We start from the raw sequence: 25,529 nt of genomic DNA, 5'->3' as shown, positions 1-25,529 counted from the left end.
AATGGAAACCATGGTTCCGTTGGCGATGGACGCTATCAGTTGGTTCTTTTTGGTCGTGGGCTCGGTCTTTGCCGTGATCGGCGGGATTGGGATTGTGCGATTGCCCGAGTTCTTCTCGCGTATGCACGGTGCTGGGATCACGGACACGATGGGCGCTGGCATGATTCTGGTAGGGCTGATGTTCCAAGCGGATACGCCCTTGGTGGTGGTCAAGCTGCTGGCCATCTTGTTCTTTCTGACCGTCACCAGTCCCAGTTCCTGTCATGCGTTGGCCCACTCGGCCCTGGCCCAGGGAATGAAGCCTGTGTTGGATGTCCGACAGCCGCGGCAGCCAGAGGCCGCCGAATCCGATGATACGTTGGGCAAGTCATGAATTTTATCGACATTGCCATTTTGGCGCTGTTGGCTGTCACCGCCGTCACGATCGCTCGCATTCGCGATCTGTGGGCCGCGGTCATGTTCACCGGCATCTTTAGTTTCCTGTCGGCCAGTTGGATGGTGGTTCTGGACGCGCCCGACGTTTCGTTTACCGAAGCGGCCGTGGGGGCTGGGATATCGACGGTGCTGATGTTGAGCACGTTGGCGCTGACCGGAAAGGGCGAAAAACCGACCAAGCGGGTCGCGATCGTGCCCTTGATCACAGTCACCATCACCGGTTGTGCGTTGATCTATGGAACCTTGGATATGCCGTATCTGGGCGATCCCAATGACCCCATTCACTTGCATCCCAACCCCGGATTTGTCGAACGATCGCAGATCGACATGCACGGATTGCCGAATGTCGTGACGGCCGTCTTGGCCAGCTATCGGGGCTACGACACGCTGGGGGAAACCACGGTGGTGCTGACCGCGGGCATGGCGGTGTTGTTGATCCTGCGTCGAGACGAGTGGGGAAGCAGTCAAAATCGCGGTGGCGATAGCCGCAAAGGTTCACTGGGCGATGCTCGGGCCAGCGGCAAGCGTGGAGCAAAGCGATGAAAGATTTTCCGATCATCCGCGTCGTCAGCAAACTGCTGATCCCCTACATCCTGTTGTTCGCTTTCTACGTGCAGTTCCACGGGGACTACGGTCCCGGTGGCGGGTTCCAGGCCGGCGTAATCTTCGCCTCTGCTTTGATCCTGTACGGTTTGGTCTTTGGGCTCGAAGCGGTTCAGAAGGTTGCGCCGCCGGCAGTCATCGAGCGATTGATGGCAGCAGGAGTTTTGGTCTATGCGGGCACCGGCGTGTTGACGGTCTACTTGGGTGGCAATTTTCTGGACTACGACGTTTTAGAACATCATTTTCTGACCGACTATCACGTTCCTAGCGGCCAGCACTTGGGCATTTTTATGGTCGAGTGCGGTGTCGGGATCACGGTAACGGCAGTGATGACGATGATCTTCTACGCATTCGCGGGAAGGCAGCGTGCAATATGAATATTGGAATCAGCGCCGAACAGTTCTTTGGCCTGTTCAACTATTGGGTTGTCGTGTTTTTGATGATGACCGGGTTTTACATCGTCATCGCACGCGGCAATTTGATCAAAACGATCATTGGGCTGAATATCTTTCAAAACTCGGTGTTCCTGCTGTACATCACGATGGGGAAAATCGATGGCGCGACCGCACCGATCGTGCCCCCCGCGATCGCTGCACAAAATGCGGAACATGGTGGTCACGCCGTGCACGGTGCCAGCGGATCGGGGCATAGCGAACAGGTTGCGGATGCCGTCGATCTGGTTCACGGCGCTGATTTGGTTCAGGGCGCCGATGTGGGCCACGGTGCGGATCAGGTTGCCGAAATCATTTATTCCAATCCGCTGCCAAGCGTGTTGATGTTGACGGCGATCGTGGTGGGCATTGCCACCACGGCGACGGCGCTGGCCTTGATCGTGCGGATTCGCGAGGAATACGGGACGATCGAAGAGGATGAGATTCTTGAACTGGACCGTGCCTCGTGATTGAAGCTCACCTTCCCATCTGGTTGATCGTCGTGCCGATGATGACGGCGCCGATTTGCGTGTTGCTAGGCAGTCGTCGGGCGGCCTACGTGATGGCGCTGTTGGCGACCGGGGCGACCTTCGCAAACGCCGTTTGGATGATGCAAAAAGTCATGCAAACGGGGACGATTCGGTACGACATCGGTGGTTGGGAACCACCGTACGGCATCGAATACGTTGTCGATTCGCTAAGCGCCTTCGTGATCCTGTTCGTGTCGGCGATCGGATTATTGACGTTGATCTACGCGCCGCCCAGCGTGAAGAAAGAAATTCCCGAATCGAAACACTATCTGTTCTACGCGACATTCATGTTGTGCATGACCGGCTTGTTGGGGATGTGTGTCACCGGCGACCTGTTCAACGTGTTTGTGTTTCTAGAGATTTCGTCGTTGTCGTCCTATGCGTTGATTTCGCTGGGCCGTACACGTCGTGCTCCCTTGGCGGCGCTACAGTATTTGATACTGGGAAGCGTCGGCGCGACGTTCATTCTGATCGGCATCGGGCTGCTGTATCAGATGACCGGGACGTTGAATATGGCGGACATCGCCGCCCGCATCGACACCGTCCACGGGCCTCGCACGATGGTCGTGGCGTTGGCGTTTTTGACGATCGGGTTGTACATCAAGATGGCGGTTTACCCGCTGCACACCTGGTTGCCCAACGCGTACACCTACGCCCCGTCGGTGGTCACCGTGTTTGTCGCAGCGACAGCAACGAAGGTGTCGGTGTACGCCTTTTTGCGATTGATCTATGGGATCATCACGCCCGAGTTTGCGTTCGACATGCTGCCGCTTGACTTGGCGCTGCGGATCTTGGCGTTGGTGGGCATTTTTGCCGCTTCGCTGGCCGCGATCTTTCAAGACAACGTCAAGCGATTGCTGGCCTACAGCAGCGTGGCCCAGATTGGCTACATGTTGCTTGGCATCAGCATGAACAGTTCGACCGGACTGACCGCAGGAATTGTTCACATGTTCAATCACGCGATCATCAAAGGCGGGCTGTTCATGGTCGTGGGCTGTTTCGCCTATCGAATCGGATCTGTCCAGTTGAGTGATTGGAAGGGGGCCGGTCGGACCATGCCGTGGACAGCGTTCGCATGGGCGGTCGGCGGACTGGGGTTGATCGGCGTGCCGTTGACGGCTGGGTTCGTTAGCAAATGGTTATTGTTGACCGCAGCGATGGAATCCGAATTGTGGCCGGTGGCGGTTCTGATGTTGTTCAGTTCGCTGCTGGCGGTGATCTACGTTTGGCGAGTGTTGGAAACATTGTATTTCCAAGAGCCCACCGGGGCGGCGAAGAAGGCTGTCGAGGCGCCGCTGCGAATGCTGGTTCCGACCTACCTGTTGGCCGGAGCAACGATCCTGTTTGGGGTTTGGACAACCTATTCGGCTGGCTTAGCCGCCAACGCAGCGTCCATGTTGTTGGGAGGCACGCCATGATGACCCCTGAATCGATGATCGTTTGGTCGCTTGCGTTGCCCTTGTTGGCGTTCGTTTTGAATTTTGTGTTTGGCAAGATTCCGAATCTGCGCGAAGCCAGCACGCTGATCATTGGCTGTGTCCTGTTTGGCGTGATCGCGATGCTGTCACGGGACGTTTTTTCGGGTGGCCGGCCCGAATGGGTGATCGGCGACCTGTTGCCAGGGTTTTCGATCTCGTTCCAGGTTGAACCATTGGGGATGTTGTTCGCTCTGGTCGCATCCGGATTGTGGATTCTGACCACGGTGTATGCCGTCGGGTACATGCGGGGGCATCACGAGAAACATCAGACGCGGTTCTTTGGCTGCTTTGCCGTTGCCATCTTTGCCGCCTTGGCCGCTGCGTTTTCGTCCAACCTGTTCACGCTGTTTGTCGCCTATGAATTGATGACGATCTCGACCTACCCGTTGGTGACACACCACGGCGACGAAGAGGCTCGAAACGGTGGACGTATCTACCTGGGCATCCTGTTATCGACATCGATCGCCTTTTTTATGTTGGCGATCGCTTGGACATGGTTCTTGGCCGGGACATTGGATTTCCGCGTCGGTGGGATTTTGCAGGACGCCTATGATGACCACCGGATTTCCGACACCGGTTTGGGCATCCTCTTGGGACTGTTCGCATTTGGAATTGGCAAAGCTGCCTTGATGCCGTTCCACCGTTGGTTGCCCGCGGCCATGGTGGCGCCAACGCCTGTCAGCGCACTGTTGCATGCTGTCGCGGTGGTCAAGGTGGGCGTGTTTTCGGTGATGAAAGTCGTCGTCTACATCTTTGGGATCGACCTGCTGGGGGCGACTGGTGTCAATGTTTGGCTTGCCTACGTTGCCGGATACACGTTGGTGGTCGCTTCCTTAGTGGCGATGACCAAAGACAATTTGAAGGCTCGCTTGGCTTACTCGACGATCGGTCAGTTGGCGTACATCACGTTAGGGGCGGCGCTTGCCAATCCATCAGGCGTGATCGGTGGCGGGATGCACATCGCGATGCACGCGGTCGGCAAGATCACGTTGTTTTTCTGTGCCGGGGCGATCTATGTGGCGGCCCATAAAAAGAACATTAGCGACATGCGCGGATTGGGCCGAAAGATGCCGCTGACGTTTGGGGCATTCGCCATCGCGTCAATCAGCATCATCGGACTGCCGCCGGGCGGCGGAGCGTGGAGCAAGTGGTTCTTGGCGGTTGGAACGGTCGAGGCGCATCAGTATGCGTTGACGGCGGCGTTGATGATCAGTTCGCTGTTGAACATCGCCTACTTGGTTCCGATTCCCATTTTGGGGTTCATGAAGCCGATCGACCAAGACTTGGAATCCGAACAGAATTCGCGACTGGGGCAGGACGTGTCACTGGATCGGGGCAGCGAAAATAGCGTTCAATGGCAAGAGGCACCCATGATGTGCGTGGTCCCGCTGTGCATCACTGCAGTGGGTAGCGTGTTGTTGTTTTTTGCCGCGCCGTGGATTTACGAAGCCCTGTTACCGATTGTGGAATGAACCAGTGGAGTTGGGTGACGGTGCGAACAGGCCAGCCTGCGATGTTGAGGCTGGCAATGTTGGGGCCGGTGATGTTGGGGCCTGTGACGTTGGGGCCTGTGACGCGAGTGAGTGACGTATCGATGAATTTGAAACGGCGACGGTTACGTTGTCGAACGATCGCGATGGGAATCGCGGTGGCACGCACAGGATTCCGAGGCAAATGACACAACACGACGATCCGTCTTGGTTTGAACGACCAGCGAACATCCGGTGGATGATTCGTGGGTTGGTGCTGGTGTGTGTCGCATTGGTGCTGGCCGATTTGTTTTACGAAAATCCACATCCGCATTTTGGCAAGTTGGAAACGTTCTTTGGTTTTCAGGCTTGGTTCGGGTTCGTGGCGTTTGTCGTCGTCGTGTTTCTTGGCCGCATCTTGCGTTTGTTGATCAGCAAGCCGGAGGACTACTATGAACGTCGTCGCTAGTATTCCGCCCGGGCTGTTGATGATCGTCGGCGGGTTGCTGTTGATCGCCGTACCGCGGCGGTTTCAGAGCGTCGGTGCGTTGGTGATTTCGGTCCTCAGCTTGATCAGCTTTTGGATGTTGCCGGAACAGGATTTTGGCAACTTCGAAATGTTTGGCGTCTCGTTGAACGTCGTTCGCATCGACAAGTACAGCCGCATCTTTGGCATCGTCTTTCACTTTGCTGCGATCTTGGCGTCGATTTATGCATTGCATGTTCGCGACGCCAAGCAGCATGTCGCGGCCATGATCTATGCCGGTGCGGCGATCGGCGCCGCATGCGCCGGCGACTTGGTGACGCTGTTCGTCTATTGGGAATTGACAGCGATTTCCAGTGTCGTGCTGGTGTGGGCGACCGGTACCGAAACTTCGTACCGAGCGGGAATGCGTTACCTGGTCATTCAGGTCGCCTCGGGCGTCTTGCTGCTCTCCGGTGCGATCTTTCAGTTCGTGCAGACCGGTTCGGTGATGTTCGGAAATTTCGTCGTCCCAGGAGAATCGCTCTCGCCGGCCGGGACGTTGGTGTTGTTGGCGTTCGGGATCAAGTGCGCGTTTCCGCTATTGCACAATTGGCTGCAAGATTCGTATCCGAAGGCGACGCCCACGGGAACGGTTTTCCTGAGTGCGTTTACGACCAAGCTTGCGGTGTATTCGCTGATCCGTGGTTTTGCCGGCTATGACCCATTGATTACGGTCGGCTGCGTGATGACGTTGTTCCCCATCGTTTTTGCGGTGATCGAAAATGACCTGCGTCGCGTGTTGGCGTACAGCCTGAACAACCAGTTGGGGTTCATGGTGGTCGGCATCGGCATCGGTAGCGAATTGGCGTTGAACGGTACGGTGGCGCACGCGTTTTGTCACATCGTCTACAAGTCGTTGTTGTTCATGTCGATGGGCGCGGTGCTGTTCCGCGTCGGGACCACCAAGGCGACCGAGTTGGGGGGGCTGCATAAATCGATGCCCTGGACGACGTTGTTCTGCGTGATCGGAGCGGCTTCGATTTCGGGCTTTCCACTGCTAAGCGGATTCATCAGCAAGTCCATGATCATCTCGGCGGCAGCGGAGGAACATCAGCTGTGGGTTTGGATCGTGTTGTTGATCGCGTCGGCTGGCGTGATGGAACACTCGGGTATCAAAATTCCATTTTTCGCTTTCTTTGCACACGACAGTGGCATACGAGTGAAAGAAGCGCCGCTAAACATGTTGGTGGCGATGGGATTGGCGTCCATCATGTGCATCGGTTTGGGCGTGGCCTATCCGCTGCTGTATCGGATGCTGCCGTTCGACGTGGACTACCATCCCTACACGGTGACGCACGTGGTCACGCAGTTGCAGTTGTTGATGTTCGCAGCATTGGCGTTCGTGTTTTTGATGAAAACCGGGCTGTATCCGGAAGAGAAGCGTGCGACCGTATTGGATGTCGATTGGGTCTATCGCCGGGCGCTGCCTCAACTGGTGCGTGGTCTGCGAGGGACGATCGATGTCGTCGATGGTGCGGTGCGACGCGACACCACCGTCGTGCTTCGCAGCGTCTACCACACCGCCTGTCGGACGTTCAACGAGAACGGAATCCTGGGGCGGACGTGGTCCAGTAGCACGATGACTTTTTGGGCCACCGTCCTGTTGGCGATCTGTCTGGTGATCTACTACCTGTAGCGCCCGTTGGGTGACCCAGGCAAGTGGACGACAGTGAAGTAGGCCGGATCAAGGAGCGTAGCGACGCGGATCCGGCAATCACGCATTGGAGGCGTCACGGACATAATCCGATACGACGCATCGCTTGTCCGGGGCTTACTGTTGACGTGCTGCAACGCGCGGCCCGCTGGGCACGCGGTGAAACGATCGCGGATGCGGATCCGGAAACCGGGGGGGCGGGTGCTGCGGCCAGATCGCTGGTGCCCAATTTGCCATTGCCCTGTACCCGAATCGCCATGACGGGTGCAGTCGATTGGAGTCTAATGGGGGGCTGATCTATAGCGCCGTAGGCAATGGGGGGGCCGTGGGATGTTCCGCGGGCTTTGCCCAAACCGCCTCTGCCCGGATACTGAATCTCCTAGCCCGAATAGCCCGAGTCGATTGATGACCGTTTACCCCCGCATGGCCAGCTTTAAGTCGCACACCGACTTTACCGACCACTTGGCCAGCATCCAGGCAGAGCTACCGTTTGATGTTCAGATGCAGTCGGGGCCCGACTCGCCTTTGGCCGCACCGATGGACGTCGACGGTGTCAAAGTCGGCAATCGATTTTGCATCCTGCCGATGGAAGGTTGGGACGGCACGACCGACGGGGCACCGACCGACCTGACACGGCGCCGGTGGCGTAATTTTGGCATCAGCGGTGCGAAATGGATGTGGGGAGGCGAGGCGGTCGCGGTGCGTCACGACGGGCGGGCCAATCCCAACCAATTGTTGATGACCGAAGAGAACCTGTCCGCGATCGCTGGATTGCGTGAAGAATTGGTCCGGGCCCATGCCGAGCGATTTGGGACGACGGATGATTTGTTCGTTGGTCTGCAACTGACCCACTCGGGCCGTTGGGCCAAGCCGAACGAAAAGATGACTCCCGAACCTCGCACCGCCCAGCGGAACTCGGTCTTGGACGCCCGCGTGAAAGTGACGGACGACTCGGCCGTCATCTCGGACGACGAACTGCGCAGGCTGATCGATGATTTTATCGTTGCCGCCGTGCGTGCTGAAAAAGCGGGTTTCACGTTTGTCGATGTGAAACATTGCCACGGCTATTTGGGACATGAATTGCTTAGCGGTGTCGATCGGGCCGGCGACTTTGGCGGCAGCTTCGAAAATCGAACTCGGTTTGTTCGCGAAATCGTGGCCGGGATCGCCGCAGCCGCTCCATCGTTGAAGATGGGCGTACGTCTTAGCATCTACGATTTCATGCCGTTCCATCCCGGCGATGATGAACGGATTGGCGTTCCCGTGCCGGGGGCCGACCCGCGGCTATCGTGGGGCTGCGGTCCAACCGGGCTAGAAGTCGATTTAAGCGAGCCGTCGCGGTTCCTGCAGCTGTTGGAGCAGATCGGCGTGAAGATGGTATGCACGACGGCCGGAAGCCCTTATTCGACCCCACACGTCCAACGGCCCGCCTATTTTCCGCCCAGCGACGGCTATCGGCCGCCCGAAGATCCCTTGGTCGGTGTCGCTCGCCAATTGCATGCAACGGCCGAACTGAAACGAAAGCACCCCGGCATCACGTTCGTCGGGTCGGGGTACACCTACCTACAGGATTGGTTGCCCAACGTCGCCCAGGCGGCGGTTGCCCAGGGCTGGGTCGATTCCATCGGGTTGGGGCGGATGGTGCTGTCTTATCCCGAGATGCCGGCCGACGTGATCGCGGGGACCACGACCCAGCGGAAAAAGGTTTGCCGAACGTTCAGCGATTGCACCACCGCGCCGAGGAATGGAATGATCAGCGGATGTTTCCCGCTGGATGGCTTCTACAAGGCGATGCCCGAGCGTGAAGCGCTTAAAGCACTGAAATAGGCCCGCCCGAGGCATCCCCTGGCGTTTCGGTTCGCCTGTCTGGCCGCTCGCAGCAGATCGCCGTGGCCTCAACAGGGCCTGATTCGGTGGATCAACAGGGCAACATCCGGGGCTCCGTTTGCTCGCTGCACGACCTCCGCTGGGGGCCGCCACGGGCCCCAGCCCGGAACGGGGCGGCGAATTGCATTGAATCGCTGGCGTCGTCGGCGATCAGGGATCCCGAATGTCGAATTTGCGTGAAACATTCGCCCAGCATTCCATTCCGGGCGACCGACTTGTTTGGGCTACTAGGCGATTTCTCGCTGATACGCCATAATTCGGCGCCTTTCCCTGACCATTCATACTCGGAAACGCAGCCATGTCGGACGACAAAATTGGACCCCTCGGTGTCACCTTCGACGACGTGCTTTTGCTGCCGCGGTATAGCGAGGTGGTCCCCAGCGAGGTGGATGTCAGCACCTTCTTGACCGAGCGGATCAAGCTGAAGATCCCTCTGATCTCGTCCCCGATGGACACCGTCACCGAAGCCCATATGGCGATCGCGTTGGCCAAGGAAGGTGGTTTGGGGGTTATCCACAAGAACCTGACCACCGAAGACCAGGTCGAAGAAGTGACCAAGGTCAAGCGTTCGGCCAACGGGATCATCGTCGACCCCGTCACGCTTTCGCCCGATGTCCCGGTTCGTCGCGCCGCCGAACTGATGGACACCGCCAACGTGTCCGGGATCCCGATTGTCCACGCAGATCAGACATTGGTGGGCATTTTGACTCGGCGAGATCTACGCTTCCTAGAGGACCCAAACCTCCCAGTTAGCGAGGTCATGACCCGTGAGAACTTAGTGACGGCTGTAGGGAATGTAACGCTTGAGGAAGCTGAGAGGATTTTAACGGGAAAAAGAGTCGAGAAACTTCTGCTGGTTGACGAAGATAGAAAACTAACGGGACTTATTACGATCCGCGACATCGACATGATGAAACGGTTCCCCCGTGCCTGCAAAGACGAGAAGGGTCGACTGCGGGTTGGAGCGGCGATCGGCGTCGGCGACTTTGAACGAGCAGAAAAGCTCATTCGACAAGGCGTTGACGTGCTGACCGTCGATTCGGCTCACGGGCACAGCAAGAATGTGATCGAGACCGTTCGGGAAATTAAGAGTCAACGAAACTGGGACATCGACGTCATCGCGGGAAACATCGCGACGGGCGAAGGTGCCGAAGCCCTGCTGAAGGCGGGTGCGGATGCGATCAAGGTCGGAATTGGACCTGGGTCGATCTGCACAACACGCGTCATCAGCGGCGTCGGAGTGCCTCAGATTTCTGCAATTTTGAATGCGGTCAAAGTGGCCGAGAAGAGAGGGAAGCCTGTCATCGCCGACGGAGGGATTCGTTTCAGCGGTGACATCAGTAAAGCGATCGCGGCCGGTGCTAGCACGGTGATGATCGGCAGCCTGTTCGCAGGACTGACCGAAAGTCCCGGCAAGATGATTCTGTACCAAGGACGAACTTTCAAGTCGTACCGAGGGATGGGGTCGATGGGCGCGATGGTGAAAGGAAGCAGTGATCGGTATCGGCAAAGTGGCACCGAGGCGGGCAAGTTGGTCCCCGAAGGTGTCGAAGGCCGCGTACCGTTCAAGGGTCCACTTAGCGATTACGTCTACCAATTGGTCGGCGGGTTGCGAGCGGGCATGGGTTACATCGGAACACGGACGATCCAAGAACTGAGAACGGATGCACGTTTCATCCGCGTCTCAGCAGCGACGGTTAGGGAGAACCATCCGCATGACATCGCGATCACGCAAGAAGCACCCAACTACAGCCCAGACGTCCAGTCGGGCGAAACGAACTAATACGGTTCGCTTCGCGCTTGGCCTGTTGCTGATGACCCCCGGCCCCTGGGTGGCAACCCCTTGGGCGTCGGCCCAGCAGCCGGGCCAGTATCTCGGTCAGGCAGCGGCCGCTCAGCCGCAGGGGACGGCCTACCGGAACCTGCAGCCGGTGCCCCGCGAGGGCACTCGCATGACGGCCGCACCGGCCGACGCCAATCCCACCCGCGAAGGCTGGAATTTGCAGTGGCGTCGCAGTGCCCAGGTCGTGGCTGCACAGCCCATCGAAGTGGCCAAGCCTGCCACCACCACCGCGGGGTCCATTCCTGCCACCGGTGTCGCTCAAGTCAGTGCAACGCAAAGCGGTCAACTGCAACCGGTCAGCCAAACGCCGCAGTTGCAGCCGGTTTCCCAAACCGCATGGATGACTCAGCCAACCCGCGTCGACGACATGTTGGTTGCTTCGCCGCAAAATGGTCAGGCCCAACTCGGGTACGCCCAAGATGGCCACGCGTCCAACGGATACCACGCCGGTCGTCCCTCGGATCGCATCGCACAAAACACACCGTCGACGTCGGGACAGTCCAATGACTTCTTCGCCGATCCATTCGGTGATGGTGCCGCGAATCGATCAGGCCCCACCACGGGTGCCGCGGGCCAGTCGGCCGCCAATGCGCTACAGACTCCGCCTTCGATCGCCGACCAGAACGTTGACGATGGGTTTTTGTTCCCACCATCATCTGCAGGCGCTGCCAAGGCCGGCGCCGCTGCTCCCCAAAGTGTGCCGGCACCGACTGCCGAAGCCAAACCGATGAACGATCTTCGAGATTCGTTCGGGTTCCCACAACAGCCCGATTCGGCACCAGCCCAAGCGGCGCCGAAGTCCGGTGCTAGCGATGGGCCATCGTTGGGCGAAATGCTCCGCGAAGAAGCACCGGATGTTTCGCCACGTTCGAATTCCGATCGTGATTTGCAAGGTGCTCAAGAACTTCCACCCAAGCGTTCCGCCGACGACGGCAAGTTCGAAGATCCTTTCCCACGACGTCGTGGATCGGACGAGGCGAACTTGGATGCCTTGGATCGCGACCGTTTGAACGATCCTCGCAACGGATCGGGCAGCAACTACGACGATGGTTTCGGCGGACTCGACGACGACATCGATCAGCCACAAGGCATCTCGTGCAGCGACTTCCGTCAACGCATGGCCTTTCAAACGATCGACAAAATTTCGCTCGACATCAGCCCACCCTATCGTCCCGACGAAATGGACCAAAAGCGTTACGATCGGCTGAAGTCCGACTTTGACGAAAAGCAATCCATTCGCCAGTGGCGGACTGTCGATGGCACGCCTTTGGCGGTCGGGCGCATGCGTGACATCGCCTACGAAAACGTGCTAGTCGAAACGGAATTCGGAACGACCGAAGAATTGCCCGTCAACAAACTCAGCGAAGCCGACTTGGCGTACATCTCCGAAAACTGGCGACTGCCTACGGAATGTCTGATCGAACAAGTGGCCTACACGCCGCGTGCTTGGACACCGATGACGATGACCTACAAGGCTTCGAATCTGTGCCACACACCGTTGTACTTCGAAGATGTCAACCTAGAAAGATACGGTCACACTCGCGGGCCTGTGCTAGAGCCTATCGTTCAGACTGCACACTTCTTTGGCAACATCGCCGTGCTGCCGTACAAGATGGGAGTGCACGCACCGAACGAATGCACCTATTCGCTTGGCTACTACCGACCAGGCAATTGTGCACCGTGGATCAAACCACCGGTACCGATCAGCCTGCGAGGTGCGTTGTATCAAACAGCCGCCGTCACCGGTGCATTCTGGCTGATCCCGTAAGCGAGGCGGAGATCGCCTGAATCGCCCCAGCGAGCCCCCGCCAGCGTGTTGGGTGAGGGGCCGGGTGTTGCACGACCATCGCCCGTCACCGACTTCAATAAGGCCACGAGTTTGAACTCGTGGAAAGCATGGCAAACTATTTCGCGGACAGTTACGAAGGCAAGCTTCAATGAGGCCACGAGTTTGAACTCGTGGAAAGGTGCTCGCATCATCGAGTGGTGCAACGACAACGACGCGCTTCAATGAGGCCACGAGTTTGAACTCGTGGAAAGAGCAATCGTGCGGTCTGTCCTGGATTCGGTTGATCCGCTTCAATGAGGCCACGAGTTTGAACTCGTGGAAAGGAAATAGTAGATCGTTCGTTCGGAGTGCATCCCCGAGCTTCAATGAGGCCACGAGTTTGAACTCGTGGAAAGACGCTGGGCCCGGTAACAGTCGAACAGCGCCGCGATGCTTCAATGAGGCCACGAGTTTGAACTCGTGGAAAGCGCAGACGTACCACATCATCAGCGGCAAACTGTCGATGCTTCAATGAGGCCACGAGTTTGAACTCGTGGAAAGCGATGACCAGTCAGTGACGCCCGCGGTAGGAAAACGGGCTTCAATGAGGCCACGAGTTTGAACTCGTGGAAAGTGTTGATCTGGCGACGTCGATCTGTGGGGGGTGTCAGGCTTCAATGAGGCCACGAGTTTGAACTCGTGGAAAGTCAGTTTCCAGCAGCAGCCTCGCGGAAACCTGCTCCAGGCTTCAATGAGGCCACGAGTTTGAACTCGTGGAAAGTCGCGGTGGGCAACGCGTCCGGTTCGTCACTGATCGAGCTTCAATGAGGCCACGAGTTTGAACTCGTGGAAAGGCGGTTGGGTCCGTGAATTGATAAACAGCAATGATGGGCTTCAATGAGGCCACGAGTTTGAACTCGTGGAAAGCGTGCCTGACGGTGTGTTCGACGCCAGCTTCGCCGTTGCTTCAATGAGGCCACGAGTTTGAACTCGTGGAAAGGGTCTGGTTGTTCGCGGATCCCCACAAGCATCCAAGGCTTCAATGAGGCCACGAGTTTGAACTCGTGGAAAGACGGCTAGCTACGTGCCTGGCACGCTGCACGACGATTCGCTTCAATGAGGCCACGAGTTTGAACTCGTGGAAAGATCGGCGCTGCTCTTAAAGGCTTCGATCTCCTAGGTGCTTCAATGAGGCCACGAGTTTGAACTCGTGGAAAGCGCAACCGACAAAACGACGGCCGCCTTCCATCGCGGGCTTCAATGAGGCCACGAGTTTGAACTCGTGGAAAGCGGGGTTTCTGGATGTATTGCCCCATTTTCTTGTCGAGCTTCAATGAGGCCACGAGTTTGAACTCGTGGAAAGCGAGAGCCCCACCACCGTCTTCAATGAACTCAAATCGGCTTCAATGAGGCCACGAGTTTGAACTCGTGGAAAGTGATTGCCGCGGTCGAAGAACGGGAACGCGAAACCGGCTTCAATGAGGCCACGAGTTTGAACTCGTGGAAAGAATAGGAATTATTAGTTCAGAGTGCTTAAGAAAGAAGCTTCAATGAGGCCACGAGTTTGAACTCGTGGAAAGTCATGGCTGGCATTGAGACTGGTCCGATTTCTAGTAACTCGCTTCAATGAGGCCACGAGTTTGAACTCGTGGAAAGATGATCGCCGAAAGTGCATCCGACAACGCACCACACGCTTCAATGAGGCCACGAGTTTGAACTCGTGGAAAGACATACACGCCCCGAAATGGACGCGAGGTGTTTTGGCTTCAATGAGGCCACGAGTTTGAACTCGTGGAAAGTGGAAACGCACAAGGAAAGTTGTTTTGAAAACTAGCTTCAATGAGGCCACGAGTTTGAACTCGTGGAAAGTCGAAGCGCACCGGCGAGTCGATGCAGGTGCTTAAGCTTCAATGAGGCCACGAGTTTGAACTCGTGGAAAGCCGGTTTTGGATGCCAATGGCAAGCGTCAGTACACGGCTTCAATGAGGCCACGAGTTTGAACTCGTGGAAAGAAAGAGACGATTATTCCTATATGCGTCGTGAGTGCAGCTTCAATGAGGCCACGAGTTTGAACTCGTGGAAAGCGGGGCGGACCTGTCCGGGGCCAACCTGGCCGGGACGCTTCAATGAGGCCACGAGTTTGAACTCGTGGAAAGAGCTCTTCTTTCTGAGTGCACGATTATGGTTGTTTTTGAGGAGCTTTGCGAGCGGTCGCTGGATTCCATGGATTCTTGCATCGGGAGAATTCGTGCAGAGGACTTCTTTTACTGCATTTTGCAGGTTTGCGAGCGGGGGCCGGGTTCGGCTCACCGCCTCGCCGCTCGCATCCTCAACGCGTCTGGAAAACCGGATAGTCCTCAATTTCACCGCTCAGGCGACGAGCCAGCAGGCGCGTTTGGATTTCTAGCAAACGCCGATAACTCACTCGGTAGTCGAACAGCGGATGAGTGACAAGTGAATCCATTCGTTTCTCGTAGGCCAACAAGAAATGCTTCCGCCCAGTATCGCTCATCACAACCGATTTGCCGGCACAGATGAAATGATCGGGAGTGACCATTTTCGTATTGATCGCTGAGAGGACCACCGATTCGGCGATCAGCGGACGAAACGGCTCCATCAGATCCAACGCAAGCGCCGGCTTGCCCGGTTTGACTTGATGGTAAAAACCCAAATGAGGGTCCAGGCCGACCATCGTCGCGGCGACCAGGCAATCTTTCGTCAGCAAACTGTAGGCCAGTGACAGCATCGCATTGACTGGATCTCGGGGCGGGCGCCGGTTGCGTGATCGGAACTGGAAGGCAGGTTGTTTCTCCGCGGTGGCGAATCCTTCGCCGCCTGTCGAGACGCCGCAGTCAACTTTCAGCATGCCCGCAAAGTCGCCAAAGTAAACGCGAGCCGCGATACCTTCGATTCCCAACAGCGAGGCGAGCGACTCGGCTTTCAATGCCCGGTTGGCATAACGTTTCAAATCACGCAGTGACGTGGCGTCAGGTTCGCGGTGATTCCGCATCAACAGTGTGCGCTGGTTGCGGATTTTACCGTGGACCAGGGCGCGAGCGATATCAAGACAAAATTCGCGATCATCGGCAAGCCGAAATTGCTGACGACGCACCAGGATATTCTTGACGCCCAGTCCACCGCTGACACCATAGAAGTATCCCTTTTGAGTGAAGTAACCAATCGGTACGTCGCGTCCGAGGGCCGTTTGGATTGTCTGCGTCGATAGTTGAATGTTTCCAAATAGATTGATCTGATTGATATCGTTCATGCGAATCTCTTGAACGACTTTGCCCTCCACTTTCGCTTGCAGCAGATCACCTTGCTTGCCGATCCACATCCCTTGGGTACTGAAGTAAGCCGGACGACGCTCGTCGCGGGCCGTGACCAGCGGACGCACCTGGGGGATTGGTTGTCCGGCGGTCGCGAGACGGCGGGTTTCTTCGGGCAAGCATATTCCGACCAAGGAGCATCGAGGGCACTTGGGGCTGGAGATCAGTGGCGGTGGGATCTGTCCCGATTCGCGGTGCCGCCGCGCCGCGGCAATCGAGCTGCGAGTGAGCGCTAGCAGTTCATCGTCGACGGGAACACGGACACGTTGCCGAGTTTCGTTGAAATACAGCACACCCTCGTCGGACTGGTATCCGTTGTCTCGTAGGACAAGTACCTGCAAGGCAATTTGGACTCGTTCAGGATCCCAGGCGGCCAGCGTCCCATCCGCCATCCGCTTGGGACGACCCCGTTTGTAATCCACCGGGGTCACGACGTTTCCGCTGGCTTCGGCGAGATCCAGTTTGGCGATCACACCCAGCGATTCACTGCTAAGAGTCACACTGCGGGCATGGATGGTGCGGGCATGGATGGTGCGGGCATGGATGGTGCGGGCATGGATGGTGCGGGGCGGGTCGTTGGTGTCGTCGTCCGATTCCGTTTCGGCATCCGGCATCGTATTGTCCGGATCCGTCTGGTCGTTTCCCGGTTCGGTGTTTTCATCATCGCCGAACAACGTCGCAGGTTGTAGGTGTTTCGACTTGGGGCGTTTTTTGGGCTTGGTCGGTTCGGGAGCAGCGACCACGGGCTCCTCGTCGCTGCTGGGAATGAAGGACTGCGTCGCACAGGGTTCGGCAGGCGCCAATCCACCCGTCCCATTGTCGACCCGCCGGTGCAAAATCGTGCCACCGATCGTATCGATCGATTCCGCGAACTGGCCTTCGACATGCATCAGGTAAAACAGTCTTGGGCAGTACACTAGTTCATTGATCATCCGTGCTGGTAATAATTCCTCGGGATCCTGGTCAGCCGACGGATCGATCGAATCGGCATCATCAATGGGTTGGATCATGACGTTACGTATGGCAAGTGCAGTGAATCAAGAAGTGGCTTAGACGACGAAACAGGGGGCCGCCATGGCCGAATAAGGTTTGCCGATCGCTTGGACAAGCGTTTCGCTGCGAGACGCCGCGGGGCCGAGATCGATCACCAGGGCTTGGTCCTCGCCGTGGTGCAAAATGTCCGCCATCTGGGCCTTGCAACGCAGCAAGTCGGCGTCGGTCAGCTGGCATTCAAATACGCTGTACTGCAGATGGTCGCCCCAACCACGCAGACATTTGAAAATCTGCCGCAGTCGTTTGGCATCACAAACGTCGTAAGTGATCAGGTAGATTCGTCGCATCGTTTTCAGCCACCACGAACATGGTCAATGCCAGGGGGTCTGGCATGTACCCCACCCTAGTCCTGATGCTGGGGTGCCGGCAGAAAATGCGGCACAATCCACGCCCGAAAACTCATCCTCAACGACAGTCTGTGCCGGTTGTCCGAGTTGGAACTGTCGGTGCGGCCGCGAAAGTGGCAATGACCACGAAAAAGCCGGTCGCAAGTACAACCCAATTGAGAAAGATCAGACGAGCCAATGTTGATGGATCGTTGGGGGCGTCACGTCCGTTGGCCAGCCAGCGAGAGGCCAGAGTTTTCTCCGAGCGAATTCCACCATCGTCATGGTAGCGAACTCCGATACCGAGCGATCAGAATGGATCAATCGATCACTAAATCCATCGTGCGTTTCATGAACCCTTCGAACAAGGGAACGGTGAATGCAATGTCGCCGTGCGACGCACTGTAAGCCATCCCTTTCTTGATCAGCGAACTGCGACACGGCCCCAGACTTTGCACGGATCTGGACAGCACCTCTGCCACGTCACCACTGCGATGAGCGCCGGGGCCAAGTTCCGCCATCGCTCGCATGTATCGTTTCTCCTGCGGAGTCAAGCGATCAAAGCGAACTCGAAAAAAGCTGCTGTCCAAATGCGCGATGGCTGATTCCGTGGTCGCCTTCGCATCGCTCAGCGTAATCGGCGATGTGGGCGCAATCTGCCATGCGTGCTGTCCCCATTCTTGGATGAAATAGGGGTAGCACTTCGTTTCATCAAGGATGTGCTCCAGAGCCGGAGCATCAAACTCAACCGCTTGCTGACCGGCGGGGATGGTCAACGCATTGGCGGCCGCGGGCCGGTCGAGTGAACCGATTTCTTGAAAATCAAAAAGTCGTTCTGCGTATGACTTTGCTTTGCCAAGTTGGCCAAGCAGTTGAGGCAAGCCAGCCGCGAACAGGGTTACAGGTAGCCGCTGCTGACTGATTTGATGCAACGCCGAAATCAGTGCAGCCAGTTCTAGCTCGGAAACGAACTGCAATTCGTCGATGTAAATGGCGACCATGGTCGACTGATCTGCCGCAACTTTGCCCAGCTCTAGGAACAGGCTGCACAGGTCACTCTCCAGGTCTCCGCTATCGGCGATCCCCAAGGTCGGAGCGACGTCCAGAACGACTTCGACATCGTCGTACTTGACCTTGACCGCTTTGGCGAACGAAGCCAGCACGCCCAACAGGTCGCGGAACTTTGCCTTCGCAGCTGCCCCGGTCGAGTTTTTGATGATGGTCGCGCGCAGAGCCGGCAACAGGATCGACGGCAGCGAGCGATTCTCGGGTGCTTCGATCGGAACGGTCACATAGCCGGCGGCGGAAGCATTGAGTCGCATCTGCTGCAGCAGCACCGTTTTTCCGACCCCACGTAAACCGTAGAACACCATTCCCCGGCTATTGAGCTGCCCGGCCAGCCGATCGACGGCGATGGATGCCGCTTCGAGCAGATGCTCACGTCCTGCCAATTCGGGCGGAGGCGTGCCGGCTCCAGGTGCAAACGGGTTCGTGCGCGGGTCCATAACTAACAAAGTATCCATGGTTTATCGGAATTACATAAACTTAGCTTACTTCCGTATACGCGTCAAATTCATCAATGAGGCCGCTCCTTTGGCTGAATGCAAAATAGTGGATGGCCGATTCCATCGGTGTCAGCAGCCGAGGGCCGCGACGAGTGGGCTCTATCGTCGCGAGCGTTGCGATGCCCAATCAGAAACATACTTCTCATTCGGAAATCGTGTCACGGGTAGCGCCGGTTTCAAGCATAAGGTTACCTGCCAAAGTGGTTGGCAACGATGGTCTGAAGTACGTCGCATGCTCCTTGCTTAAAGAGATGACATCGCACGATGCAAATGCAATCCTGTTGCATCAGTGCCCCAGTCGCGAGAGCAACGAAACGGTTGATGTCGATTGGCTGCAGATAGGATAACCCCGAAACTTGGTGTCAGCTTCGGTAGTGATTTACAAGCGTACGCAATGAGTTGTCACGCCCGTCTTCGAGGGCCAAGCCATTTTTGACGGAATCATGACATTTCTGTCCGCCGCATGCTCGATGAGCTAAAACTTCGCCTGGCGTTTCTTGAGTCACTTGATTCGACCACAGCTTTGCCTTCTTAAAAAAACAGATGATGTGAGCACTGAGATCGCGAAAGTGAAAGGAACGTAGAAAAGTATTTTGAGACAGGGACCACCGGTGACCAAACGTGTCACCGGGATCGAATAGGTTACGACTTCTGTGATCGACGAGCCATTTCGCCACGATCTTGTTAGCGTGATTGAGAAGGCAACTTGAAGCTTCTCCTGCTTCTGCGTTCGGCAGCAGGACGTTGCGTTTTCCACTGCGTACAACTGGATGAGTTTGAAATGACCGCAGGATCAGAAATGCAATCATGGTTCAATGAACTGACCGGACATGACTCACCACGGCCATGGCAGTTAGATCTGCTCCAGCAGAATCAGTGCCGGAGCAAGTTGTTGCGTATTCCAACTGGGATGGGCAAGACGGAAGGTGTGTTGTCGGCGTGGCTGTATCATCGAATCGTTCGCAAGGATGAAAGCTGGCCGAGGCGGTTGGTGTGGTGCTTGCCAATGCGGGTACTTGTGGAACAAACCGTGGCGGTGGCGGAGGCAATTGCCAAGCGTGTGAAAAATGGGCCGAGTGTCGGGGTGCTAATGGGCGGCGAGGACATGGAAGAATGGTTTCTACAGCCGGAGCAGCCTTGGATTTTGATTGGCACGCAGGATATGCTGCTGTCTCGCGCATTAAATCGTGGATACGCTAGCGGTCGCGCCCGATGGCCGATGGAGTTTGGTCTTCTGAACCAGGACTCGTTGTGGGTGATGGACGAGATTCAGTTGATGGATGTCGGTTTGGCGACCTCCGCTCAACTCCAGTCGTATCGTGATCAGGATGCGGGTAAGAGTCTGCGACCGTGCTATACATGGTGGATGAGCGCGACACTGCAACCGGATTGGCTGCATAGCGTCGACTCAGCATCATCGTTTGATCAATGGGCGACTACGCCTTGCGTCGTGCCGCCGGAAGATCGCCACGGAGGGCTTTGGGAAACCTCTAAGTCGATCTCTACCGATGCGATCGCTTCAACTGATAGTCGAGTTTTCGCGGAACGTGTTTTAGTCGAGCATGAGCAGACTGAGCCGAGTGAGTTCGGGCGTGTTACGCTGGTTGTATGCAACACTGTTGATCGCGCCTGCGATACCTTCGACGCACTGAAGAAAGAATCGCCAGAAACCGAAGTGCATCTAGTCCATGGTCGTTTTCGTCCATGGGAACGCAAGCCGTGGCGTGACAAGTTTTTGAGTCGCTCGGCATGCACGCCAGACGCGGATCGAATCATCGTCGCGACACAGGTTGTAGAAGCGGGGGTCGACATTTCGTCTGGCTGTTTGGTCACGGAACTTGCGCCGTGGCCAAATCTTGTTCAGCGATTCGGACGTTGTGCTCGCTACGGTGACGCCGGACGAGTGATTGTGATTGATCGTGGCCAGGACGAAAAATCGTCGCCACCCTACTCCGCTGACTCACTCACAAGTGCCTGGGCAGCGGTGCAGTCGCTGTCAGACGTTGGTATCAAGCGTCTCGAGGAATACGAGGAGCAACTCGAAGATGATGCGAGAGCTTTGCTGTATCCCTATGAACCGGCGCATTTGCTGATGCGGAATGAGTTTGACGAGTTGTTCGACACAACGCCTGATCTCACCGGTGCGGACTTGGACATCAGCCGCTTCATTCGGTCCGGAGAGGAACGCGACGTCAAAGTGTTTTGGATCCAAATTGCGAAAGCCAAAACGCCCGACCAAAAACGACAACCGCAACGAGCGGAGCTGTGCTCCGTCCCGTTTATGAAGTCGCGAGACTGGCTTTGCGGCAAGGAAACACAGACCAATCGCAAGCCAGGACTGCGTGGCGGAATGCTCGCTTGGGTTTGGGATTGGCTCGACGGCGAGTGGGTCGTCGCTCGACGGGAATCGTTGCTGCCCGGTCGAATCGTTTGCGTTGCTGCCTCCGCTGGTGGGTACACAACCGTGCAAGGTTTTACCCCCAATGCAAGCGATGCCGTTCCAGTTGTCGAACACAACGGTACCGAGTTAGATGCAGTTGACGAAGCAGACAACGAGCACGATGGCGAAGCGTTGAGTTTCAGCGAGTGGAAAACGATTGCATGTCATAGTGATGAGGTCATCGAAGCGGTGGCCCGCATGGCGGAGCAATTGCAGTTTCCGCCGAATCTCACTCGTATTCTGAAACTAGCAGCACGTTGGCACGACGTTGGTAAATCGCATCCTGCGTTTCAAGGTGCCATTGTTGATGCAACGGATGAAAGCCGGCCGGTGCGATGCGACCTGGCGAAAGGTCCACCATCGGCTTGGGTACAGCCACCCGGCACGTACAGAATGACGGATGATGGAAATCGTCGAGAATACCGACGTTCATTTCGGCATGAACTTGCCAGCGCAATGGCATTGTTTACAGTCGCGAAAATTTATCAGCCGGACCATCCTGGGCTGCTCGGTCCGTGGAGAGAAATTTTCAAGGAAATGGGTCAGTCACTCGAATGCCTGCCAACGCGTGAGAATCCGCCCGACGAAATCCAAGCGGTTCTAGACTGTACGTCGGAAGAATTCGACCTGCTCGTTTACTTAGTTGCCAGTCATCACGGCAAGGTGCGTGTATCGCTACATGCGTCGCCAGCCGATCAGGATTTTCATGCTCGGGCCAATGACGATCGTGGGCTGCCAATACGTGGAGTTCGAAATGGGGACATCTTGCCATCCATCACAATTTCGGTGGGCGGCCAACAGTTGCCTGAGTTGCCGCTCAGTCTGGCTCCGGCCGCAATGGGTTTGTCCCACGAAACGGGGGCGAGCTGGCGTGAACGTTGTCAGTCGTTACTGACGACGCATGGCCCAGCGCGGCTGGCCATGTTGGAGGCCATTCTACGTGCGGCCGACGTGGAAGCGTCGCGACTAAACGCAGAAGATGCAGCGATCATGGACGAGGTTACCGTATGAACACGACACTTCACCGACTGACAGGCTGTGCCCCGACTCCGCTGGCCCTCTATTTGAAAGCCCTTGGCATCCTGCGAATCGTTTCAAAACATGATCCCAACGCTCGTGGATGGTGGCAAGATGAACGCTTTTGCTTGCTTTGCAACCTTGATGAAAACGAGTTGCGACAGTTTTTTCTCAACGATTATTCACCAACCCCGATTTTTAATCCGTGGGGCGCACGATCGGGATTCTATGCGGGCGGAAGCGAGTCCACCGCTCGGCTCGCGTTGCAGATGATCGAGAATTCTGACTCAACGCGATTGTCTGGATTCAGAAAGACGATTGCCATAATTCGCCAAGAAGTTGAACGATTCGGTGGTGAGAAACCGGACAAAAAAGATGAATACGAATTTGTGCAAGCAATTCGACGAAAGGTTAGAGACGGGAGTGAAAAATGGCTAGGCACTGTCATGGTTAGTATCGGTGACCAGTGTCTTAAGCCACCGATATTTGGTTCTGGTGGCAACGAGGGAAGCGGTGGATATGCTTCCGCCTACTTGGCTGCCGTGACAGAGTGCATCGTTCGTAGAGAAGCGGACTCCCAACTGGACGCGGCTCTATACGACCTTTCATTTTGTCCGACGATAACGTGGGATGGCGGATTTGGTGCTGCAACAAAGCCAGGAAGCGAAAAGACAGTTAAGAAGAGTGTAAACGGCCCTTTCCGGCAGTTTCTGCCTGAAGGTGATGGCACCGCATGGGGATTGCTCCTCGCATTCGAAGGTGCCCTCGTGATCCAATCGAGCGTAGTTCGGCGATCGACCATCACTCGGGCGAAAGTTAGCTCTCCGTTCTATTTTGAACCTCACGGTGTTGGCACGCCTACAAGCTGTGATTCCGATGAATTTGTAATGAACAAAGGGAAACGGCTGCCTGGACGTGGGGAGCAGTGGTTTCCAATTTGGCACCGACCAACTCGTTACCTTGAAGTCGAGTCACTCTTCCTTGAAGGACGGTGTTCAAACAGCAGGCGTTCTGCACAAGACCCCATTGACGCTGCTAGAGCCGTGACACGCCTCGGCGTGACTCTAGGTATCACAGAATTTTTGCGATACGGGTACTTTCAGCGGAACAATCTCGCCACTCACTTCGCCGTCCCACTTGGTAGTGTTCGGGTGCGTGAAAATCCGCGATCCAATCTCGTGGATGATCTGGCCGGATGGATGAACAAGCTGCAACGACTGGCACGTGACAATCACGCTCCGGCGCGGTTGGTTCAAGTCGAACGCCGATTGGCAGATGCAGTCTTCGCCGCTCTGACTCACGATGACACGCCACAGCGTTGGCGAGCAGTACTAGACGCTGCTGTTGATGTCGAAGTGCTTCAGGCTGGAGGAACGGCCATCACTGCCGGGCCGATTCCGAAATTAAGGCCGGACTGGGTGGCTGCGATTCACGATGGCTCTTGTGAAGTTCGACTGGCACGGTCACTCGCCGGGGCCGCCGCCCAATCCAGTGGTCACGATCCCGTACGTCATCACTGGCTGCCACTGGAATCTCCCTGGGCCAATCGGTTTCAGGTTTCCGACAAGAGACTGGCGAACGATCCACGTGTCGTCGCGAAAGGCCGTGATGCGGTCGCTGATTGTGCTGCTGTGGTCGAACGCCGCTTGATTGATGCGGAACAAGACAATCAACGCAGGTTGCCACTGAAATCTGCAATCGGTTGCCATGCCCGACTGACGGACATTGCCGAACTCATCGACGGGCATGTGGATCTCGAACGGGTCGTCAAACTCGCCCGTGCCTTGATGGCATTGGATTGGCCTGCATGGCGACGTGATTACCGAGAGCTGTTGCCCGCTCAACCGCCAGAAAGCGTGTACGAAAACCACCCTGATGAAGCCTGGCTTGCCGTGAAATTGGCGTGTCTACCGTGCCCGATTGCTAAAGGTCTCGATATCCCGGTCGAACCAAGCATTGTGCGTCGGTTGATTGCGGGCGATGCAGCGTCCGCTGTTCAGGCTGCCAGCAGACGTCTTGGTGCTTGCGGGCTACGGTTGCCGTTTTCCGGTGCGATTGCCGATGCCGACACCGCTCGACTTTGGGCCGCCGCCCTGGTGTTCCCGGTTTCCCAAGCCAGCGCTCGTCGTGCTGCCAACATTCTCGTTCCTGACTACTTTGGAGAAAACAATGCCTGATTTGTCTGCACTTGCGCAAGAAAACCGAGTCCTGTTCAATGTGGCGTTACAGCCGATTCAGGGTGACCGTTTTCAACCGACCGGATTTCCCAACCTAGGTGCTGCCACTTATCAAACCAGCGTCGGGCAAAAGCTTTTGGTGGAAAGTGCGCAAAGCATGGCCAACCGTCTGGAAACTGTCTGCTGGGATGCAGCGTCTCAAAAACCAATCGACGCTCTCGATGGCATCAGTCACGTCACGGTCAATCGCAAAGGCCAGTTTATGACAGATACGATGCTGGAAGCGCATCGGTTGAACAGCCCTTACCTGCTTGCAGGAACTGATACGTCTTTTATCAATAAACTGAAGGCAGACCTTGGCGGTTTGGCGGAAGGCCCGATCGATCGTCGTAAGCTGGCAGAAATCGTTTTCAAATATGATGTCGGTAGCCTCATCCATGGACTGTTTCTCGCCAAAAGCGAACTCGCCGGTGGACGTCTCCGCATCGCACGCGCGGTCTCCGCCTTTGTCGAGGCCAATGAAGTTCGGGTCGCCGCGTCGGGAGGAGTGAAGAACGACCACGTCAACCCATCGGGCGAAACTAAATCGGGTTTTGGTAATGTCCCTTTCGCGCGAGATGAATACACCGCCAGCGAAATTACATGTTTCATCAATCTCGACTTGGCGCAGATTCGTGGCTACGGACTAGGCGACGATGCGACCGAGTTGATTGTCCTGCTGACGTTGCACCGCGTCCGCCGATTACTTGATAGTGACCTGCGGCTACGTACCGCCTGCGATCTCGAACCAATTGAGCGGGACAATATCACTGCCAAACGACCAAAGGACTTCATACTACCAAGCCTTGCGGATCTGGAAGCCTCGCTTCCAGGTGCAATCAAGAAGTGCAAGGACAAGATGGTTCATGAAACCGTGGAGTTCAACGACGAACTGAAGAAGGCGAAAGAAAAGAAAGAAACGACGGACGACAACGCCGACTCTCAGTCGGAGGCATAAC

Annotated in this window: 18 protein-coding genes and 1 CRISPR repeat array; of the genes, 15 read left to right on the top strand and 3 right to left on the bottom strand. The window is 56.4% G+C overall.

Annotated features, from left to right (window positions below; all coding sequences use genetic code 11):
• Position 1 precedes the first annotated feature (1 nt).
• The 12 genes from mnhG to K227x_RS19700 all read left to right on the top strand — a co-directional run bounded on the left by mnhG (position 2) and on the right by K227x_RS19700 (position 12,624).
• Positions 2-373 (top strand): monovalent cation/H(+) antiporter subunit G, encoded by a 372-nt coding sequence (gene mnhG / locus K227x_RS19755; protein ID WP_246145965.1) that lies wholly within the window; start codon positions 2-4, stop codon positions 371-373.
• Positions 370-978, top strand: a complete 609-nt coding sequence (locus K227x_RS19750; protein ID WP_145172204.1) for a DUF4040 domain-containing protein — start codon at positions 370-372, stop codon at positions 976-978. The genes mnhG and K227x_RS19750 overlap by 4 nt, the downstream gene beginning before the upstream one ends.
• Positions 975-1,415: a Na(+)/H(+) antiporter subunit B gene (locus tag K227x_RS19745; RefSeq protein ID WP_145172203.1), complete on the top strand. Its 441-nt coding sequence runs from the start codon at positions 975-977 to the stop codon at positions 1,413-1,415. The genes K227x_RS19750 and K227x_RS19745 overlap by 4 nt, the downstream gene beginning before the upstream one ends.
• On the top strand, positions 1,412-1,939 hold the full coding sequence (locus tag K227x_RS19740) for a sodium:proton antiporter (protein WP_145172201.1): 528 nt from the start codon (positions 1,412-1,414) through the stop codon (positions 1,937-1,939). The genes K227x_RS19745 and K227x_RS19740 overlap by 4 nt, the downstream gene beginning before the upstream one ends.
• Positions 1,939-3,417 (top strand): monovalent cation/H+ antiporter subunit D family protein, encoded by a 1,479-nt coding sequence (locus K227x_RS19735; RefSeq protein WP_218934081.1) that lies wholly within the window; start codon positions 1,939-1,941, stop codon positions 3,415-3,417. Before K227x_RS19740 ends, K227x_RS19735 begins: the two co-directional genes overlap by 1 nt.
• Complete coding sequence (locus K227x_RS19730) at positions 3,417-4,949, top strand: proton-conducting transporter transmembrane domain-containing protein (RefSeq protein ID WP_145178154.1); 1,533 nt, start codon at positions 3,417-3,419, stop codon at positions 4,947-4,949. The genes K227x_RS19735 and K227x_RS19730 overlap by 1 nt, the downstream gene beginning before the upstream one ends.
• Positions 4,946-5,155, top strand: a complete 210-nt coding sequence (locus K227x_RS19725) for a hypothetical protein (protein ID WP_145172198.1) — start codon at positions 4,946-4,948, stop codon at positions 5,153-5,155. Before K227x_RS19730 ends, K227x_RS19725 begins: the two co-directional genes overlap by 4 nt.
• Positions 5,152-5,415: a hypothetical protein gene (locus tag K227x_RS19720; protein WP_145172196.1), complete on the top strand. Its 264-nt coding sequence runs from the start codon at positions 5,152-5,154 to the stop codon at positions 5,413-5,415. Before K227x_RS19725 ends, K227x_RS19720 begins: the two co-directional genes overlap by 4 nt.
• Positions 5,399-7,108 (top strand): Na(+)/H(+) antiporter subunit D, encoded by a 1,710-nt coding sequence (locus K227x_RS19715; RefSeq protein WP_145172193.1) that lies wholly within the window; start codon positions 5,399-5,401, stop codon positions 7,106-7,108. Before K227x_RS19720 ends, K227x_RS19715 begins: the two co-directional genes overlap by 17 nt.
• Positions 7,109-7,531: 423 nt before the next feature.
• Entirely contained in the window at positions 7,532-8,953 is a 1,422-nt protein-coding gene (locus K227x_RS19710) for an oxidoreductase (RefSeq protein WP_145172192.1), read from the top strand.
• Between the two features lie 358 nt (positions 8,954-9,311).
• Complete coding sequence (guaB, locus tag K227x_RS19705; RefSeq protein ID WP_145172190.1) at positions 9,312-10,796, top strand: IMP dehydrogenase; 1,485 nt, start codon at positions 9,312-9,314, stop codon at positions 10,794-10,796.
• Between the two features lie 31 nt (positions 10,797-10,827).
• The gene (locus K227x_RS19700; RefSeq protein ID WP_145172188.1) at positions 10,828-12,624 is read left to right on the top strand and encodes a prolipoprotein diacylglyceryl transferase; all 1,797 of its coding nucleotides are present in this window, start codon (positions 10,828-10,830) and stop codon (positions 12,622-12,624) included.
• A 91-nt stretch (positions 12,625-12,715) separates the two neighbouring features.
• A CRISPR array of direct repeats spans positions 12,716-14,780; the repeat unit is 36 nt; unit sequence GCTTCAATGAGGCCACGAGTTTGAACTCGTGGAAAG.
• A 173-nt stretch (positions 14,781-14,953) separates the two neighbouring features.
• Here the strand turns inward: K227x_RS19700 and cas4g/cas1g are convergent.
• The 3 genes from cas4g/cas1g to K227x_RS19685 all read right to left on the bottom strand — a co-directional run bounded on the left by cas4g/cas1g (position 14,954) and on the right by K227x_RS19685 (position 18,837).
• On the bottom strand, positions 14,954-16,963 hold the full coding sequence (cas4g/cas1g, locus tag K227x_RS19695) for a CRISPR-associated endonuclease Cas4g/Cas1g (RefSeq protein WP_145172186.1): 2,010 nt from the start codon (positions 16,961-16,963) through the stop codon (positions 14,954-14,956).
• 39 nt (positions 16,964-17,002) lie between these two features.
• Positions 17,003-17,293, bottom strand: coding sequence for a CRISPR-associated endonuclease Cas2 (cas2, locus tag K227x_RS19690; RefSeq protein WP_145172184.1), 291 nt, complete (start codon positions 17,291-17,293; stop codon positions 17,003-17,005).
• Between the two features lie 359 nt (positions 17,294-17,652).
• Positions 17,653-18,837 carry an ATP-binding protein gene (locus K227x_RS19685; RefSeq protein ID WP_145172182.1) on the bottom strand — a complete coding sequence of 395 codons (1,185 nt, stop codon included), beginning with the start codon at positions 18,835-18,837 and terminating at the stop codon, positions 17,653-17,655.
• A gap of 841 nt (positions 18,838-19,678) precedes the next feature.
• On the opposite strand from K227x_RS19685, the gene cas3g reads away from it, so the two are divergent.
• The 3 genes from cas3g to cas7g are packed head-to-tail and all read left to right on the top strand — an operon-like array spanning position 19,679 to position 25,528.
• Complete coding sequence (gene cas3g / locus K227x_RS19680; RefSeq protein ID WP_145172180.1) at positions 19,679-22,348, top strand: type I-G CRISPR-associated helicase/endonuclease Cas3g; 2,670 nt, start codon at positions 19,679-19,681, stop codon at positions 22,346-22,348.
• The gene (gene cas8g1 / locus K227x_RS19675) at positions 22,345-24,531 is read left to right on the top strand and encodes a type I-G CRISPR-associated protein Cas8g1/Csx17 (protein WP_145172178.1); all 2,187 of its coding nucleotides are present in this window, start codon (positions 22,345-22,347) and stop codon (positions 24,529-24,531) included. The genes cas3g and cas8g1 overlap by 4 nt, the downstream gene beginning before the upstream one ends.
• Positions 24,524-25,528 carry a type I-G CRISPR-associated RAMP protein Csb1/Cas7g gene (cas7g, locus tag K227x_RS19670; RefSeq protein ID WP_145172176.1) on the top strand — a complete coding sequence of 335 codons (1,005 nt, stop codon included), beginning with the start codon at positions 24,524-24,526 and terminating at the stop codon, positions 25,526-25,528. Before cas8g1 ends, cas7g begins: the two co-directional genes overlap by 8 nt.
• Position 25,529 lies beyond the last annotated feature (1 nt).

It is taken from the genome of Rubripirellula lacrimiformis (assembly GCF_007741535.1).
GTDB classification, from domain to species: domain Bacteria; phylum Planctomycetota; class Planctomycetia; order Pirellulales; family Pirellulaceae; genus Rubripirellula; species Rubripirellula lacrimiformis.
This window is presented reverse-complemented; position numbering and strand designations above follow the sequence as displayed.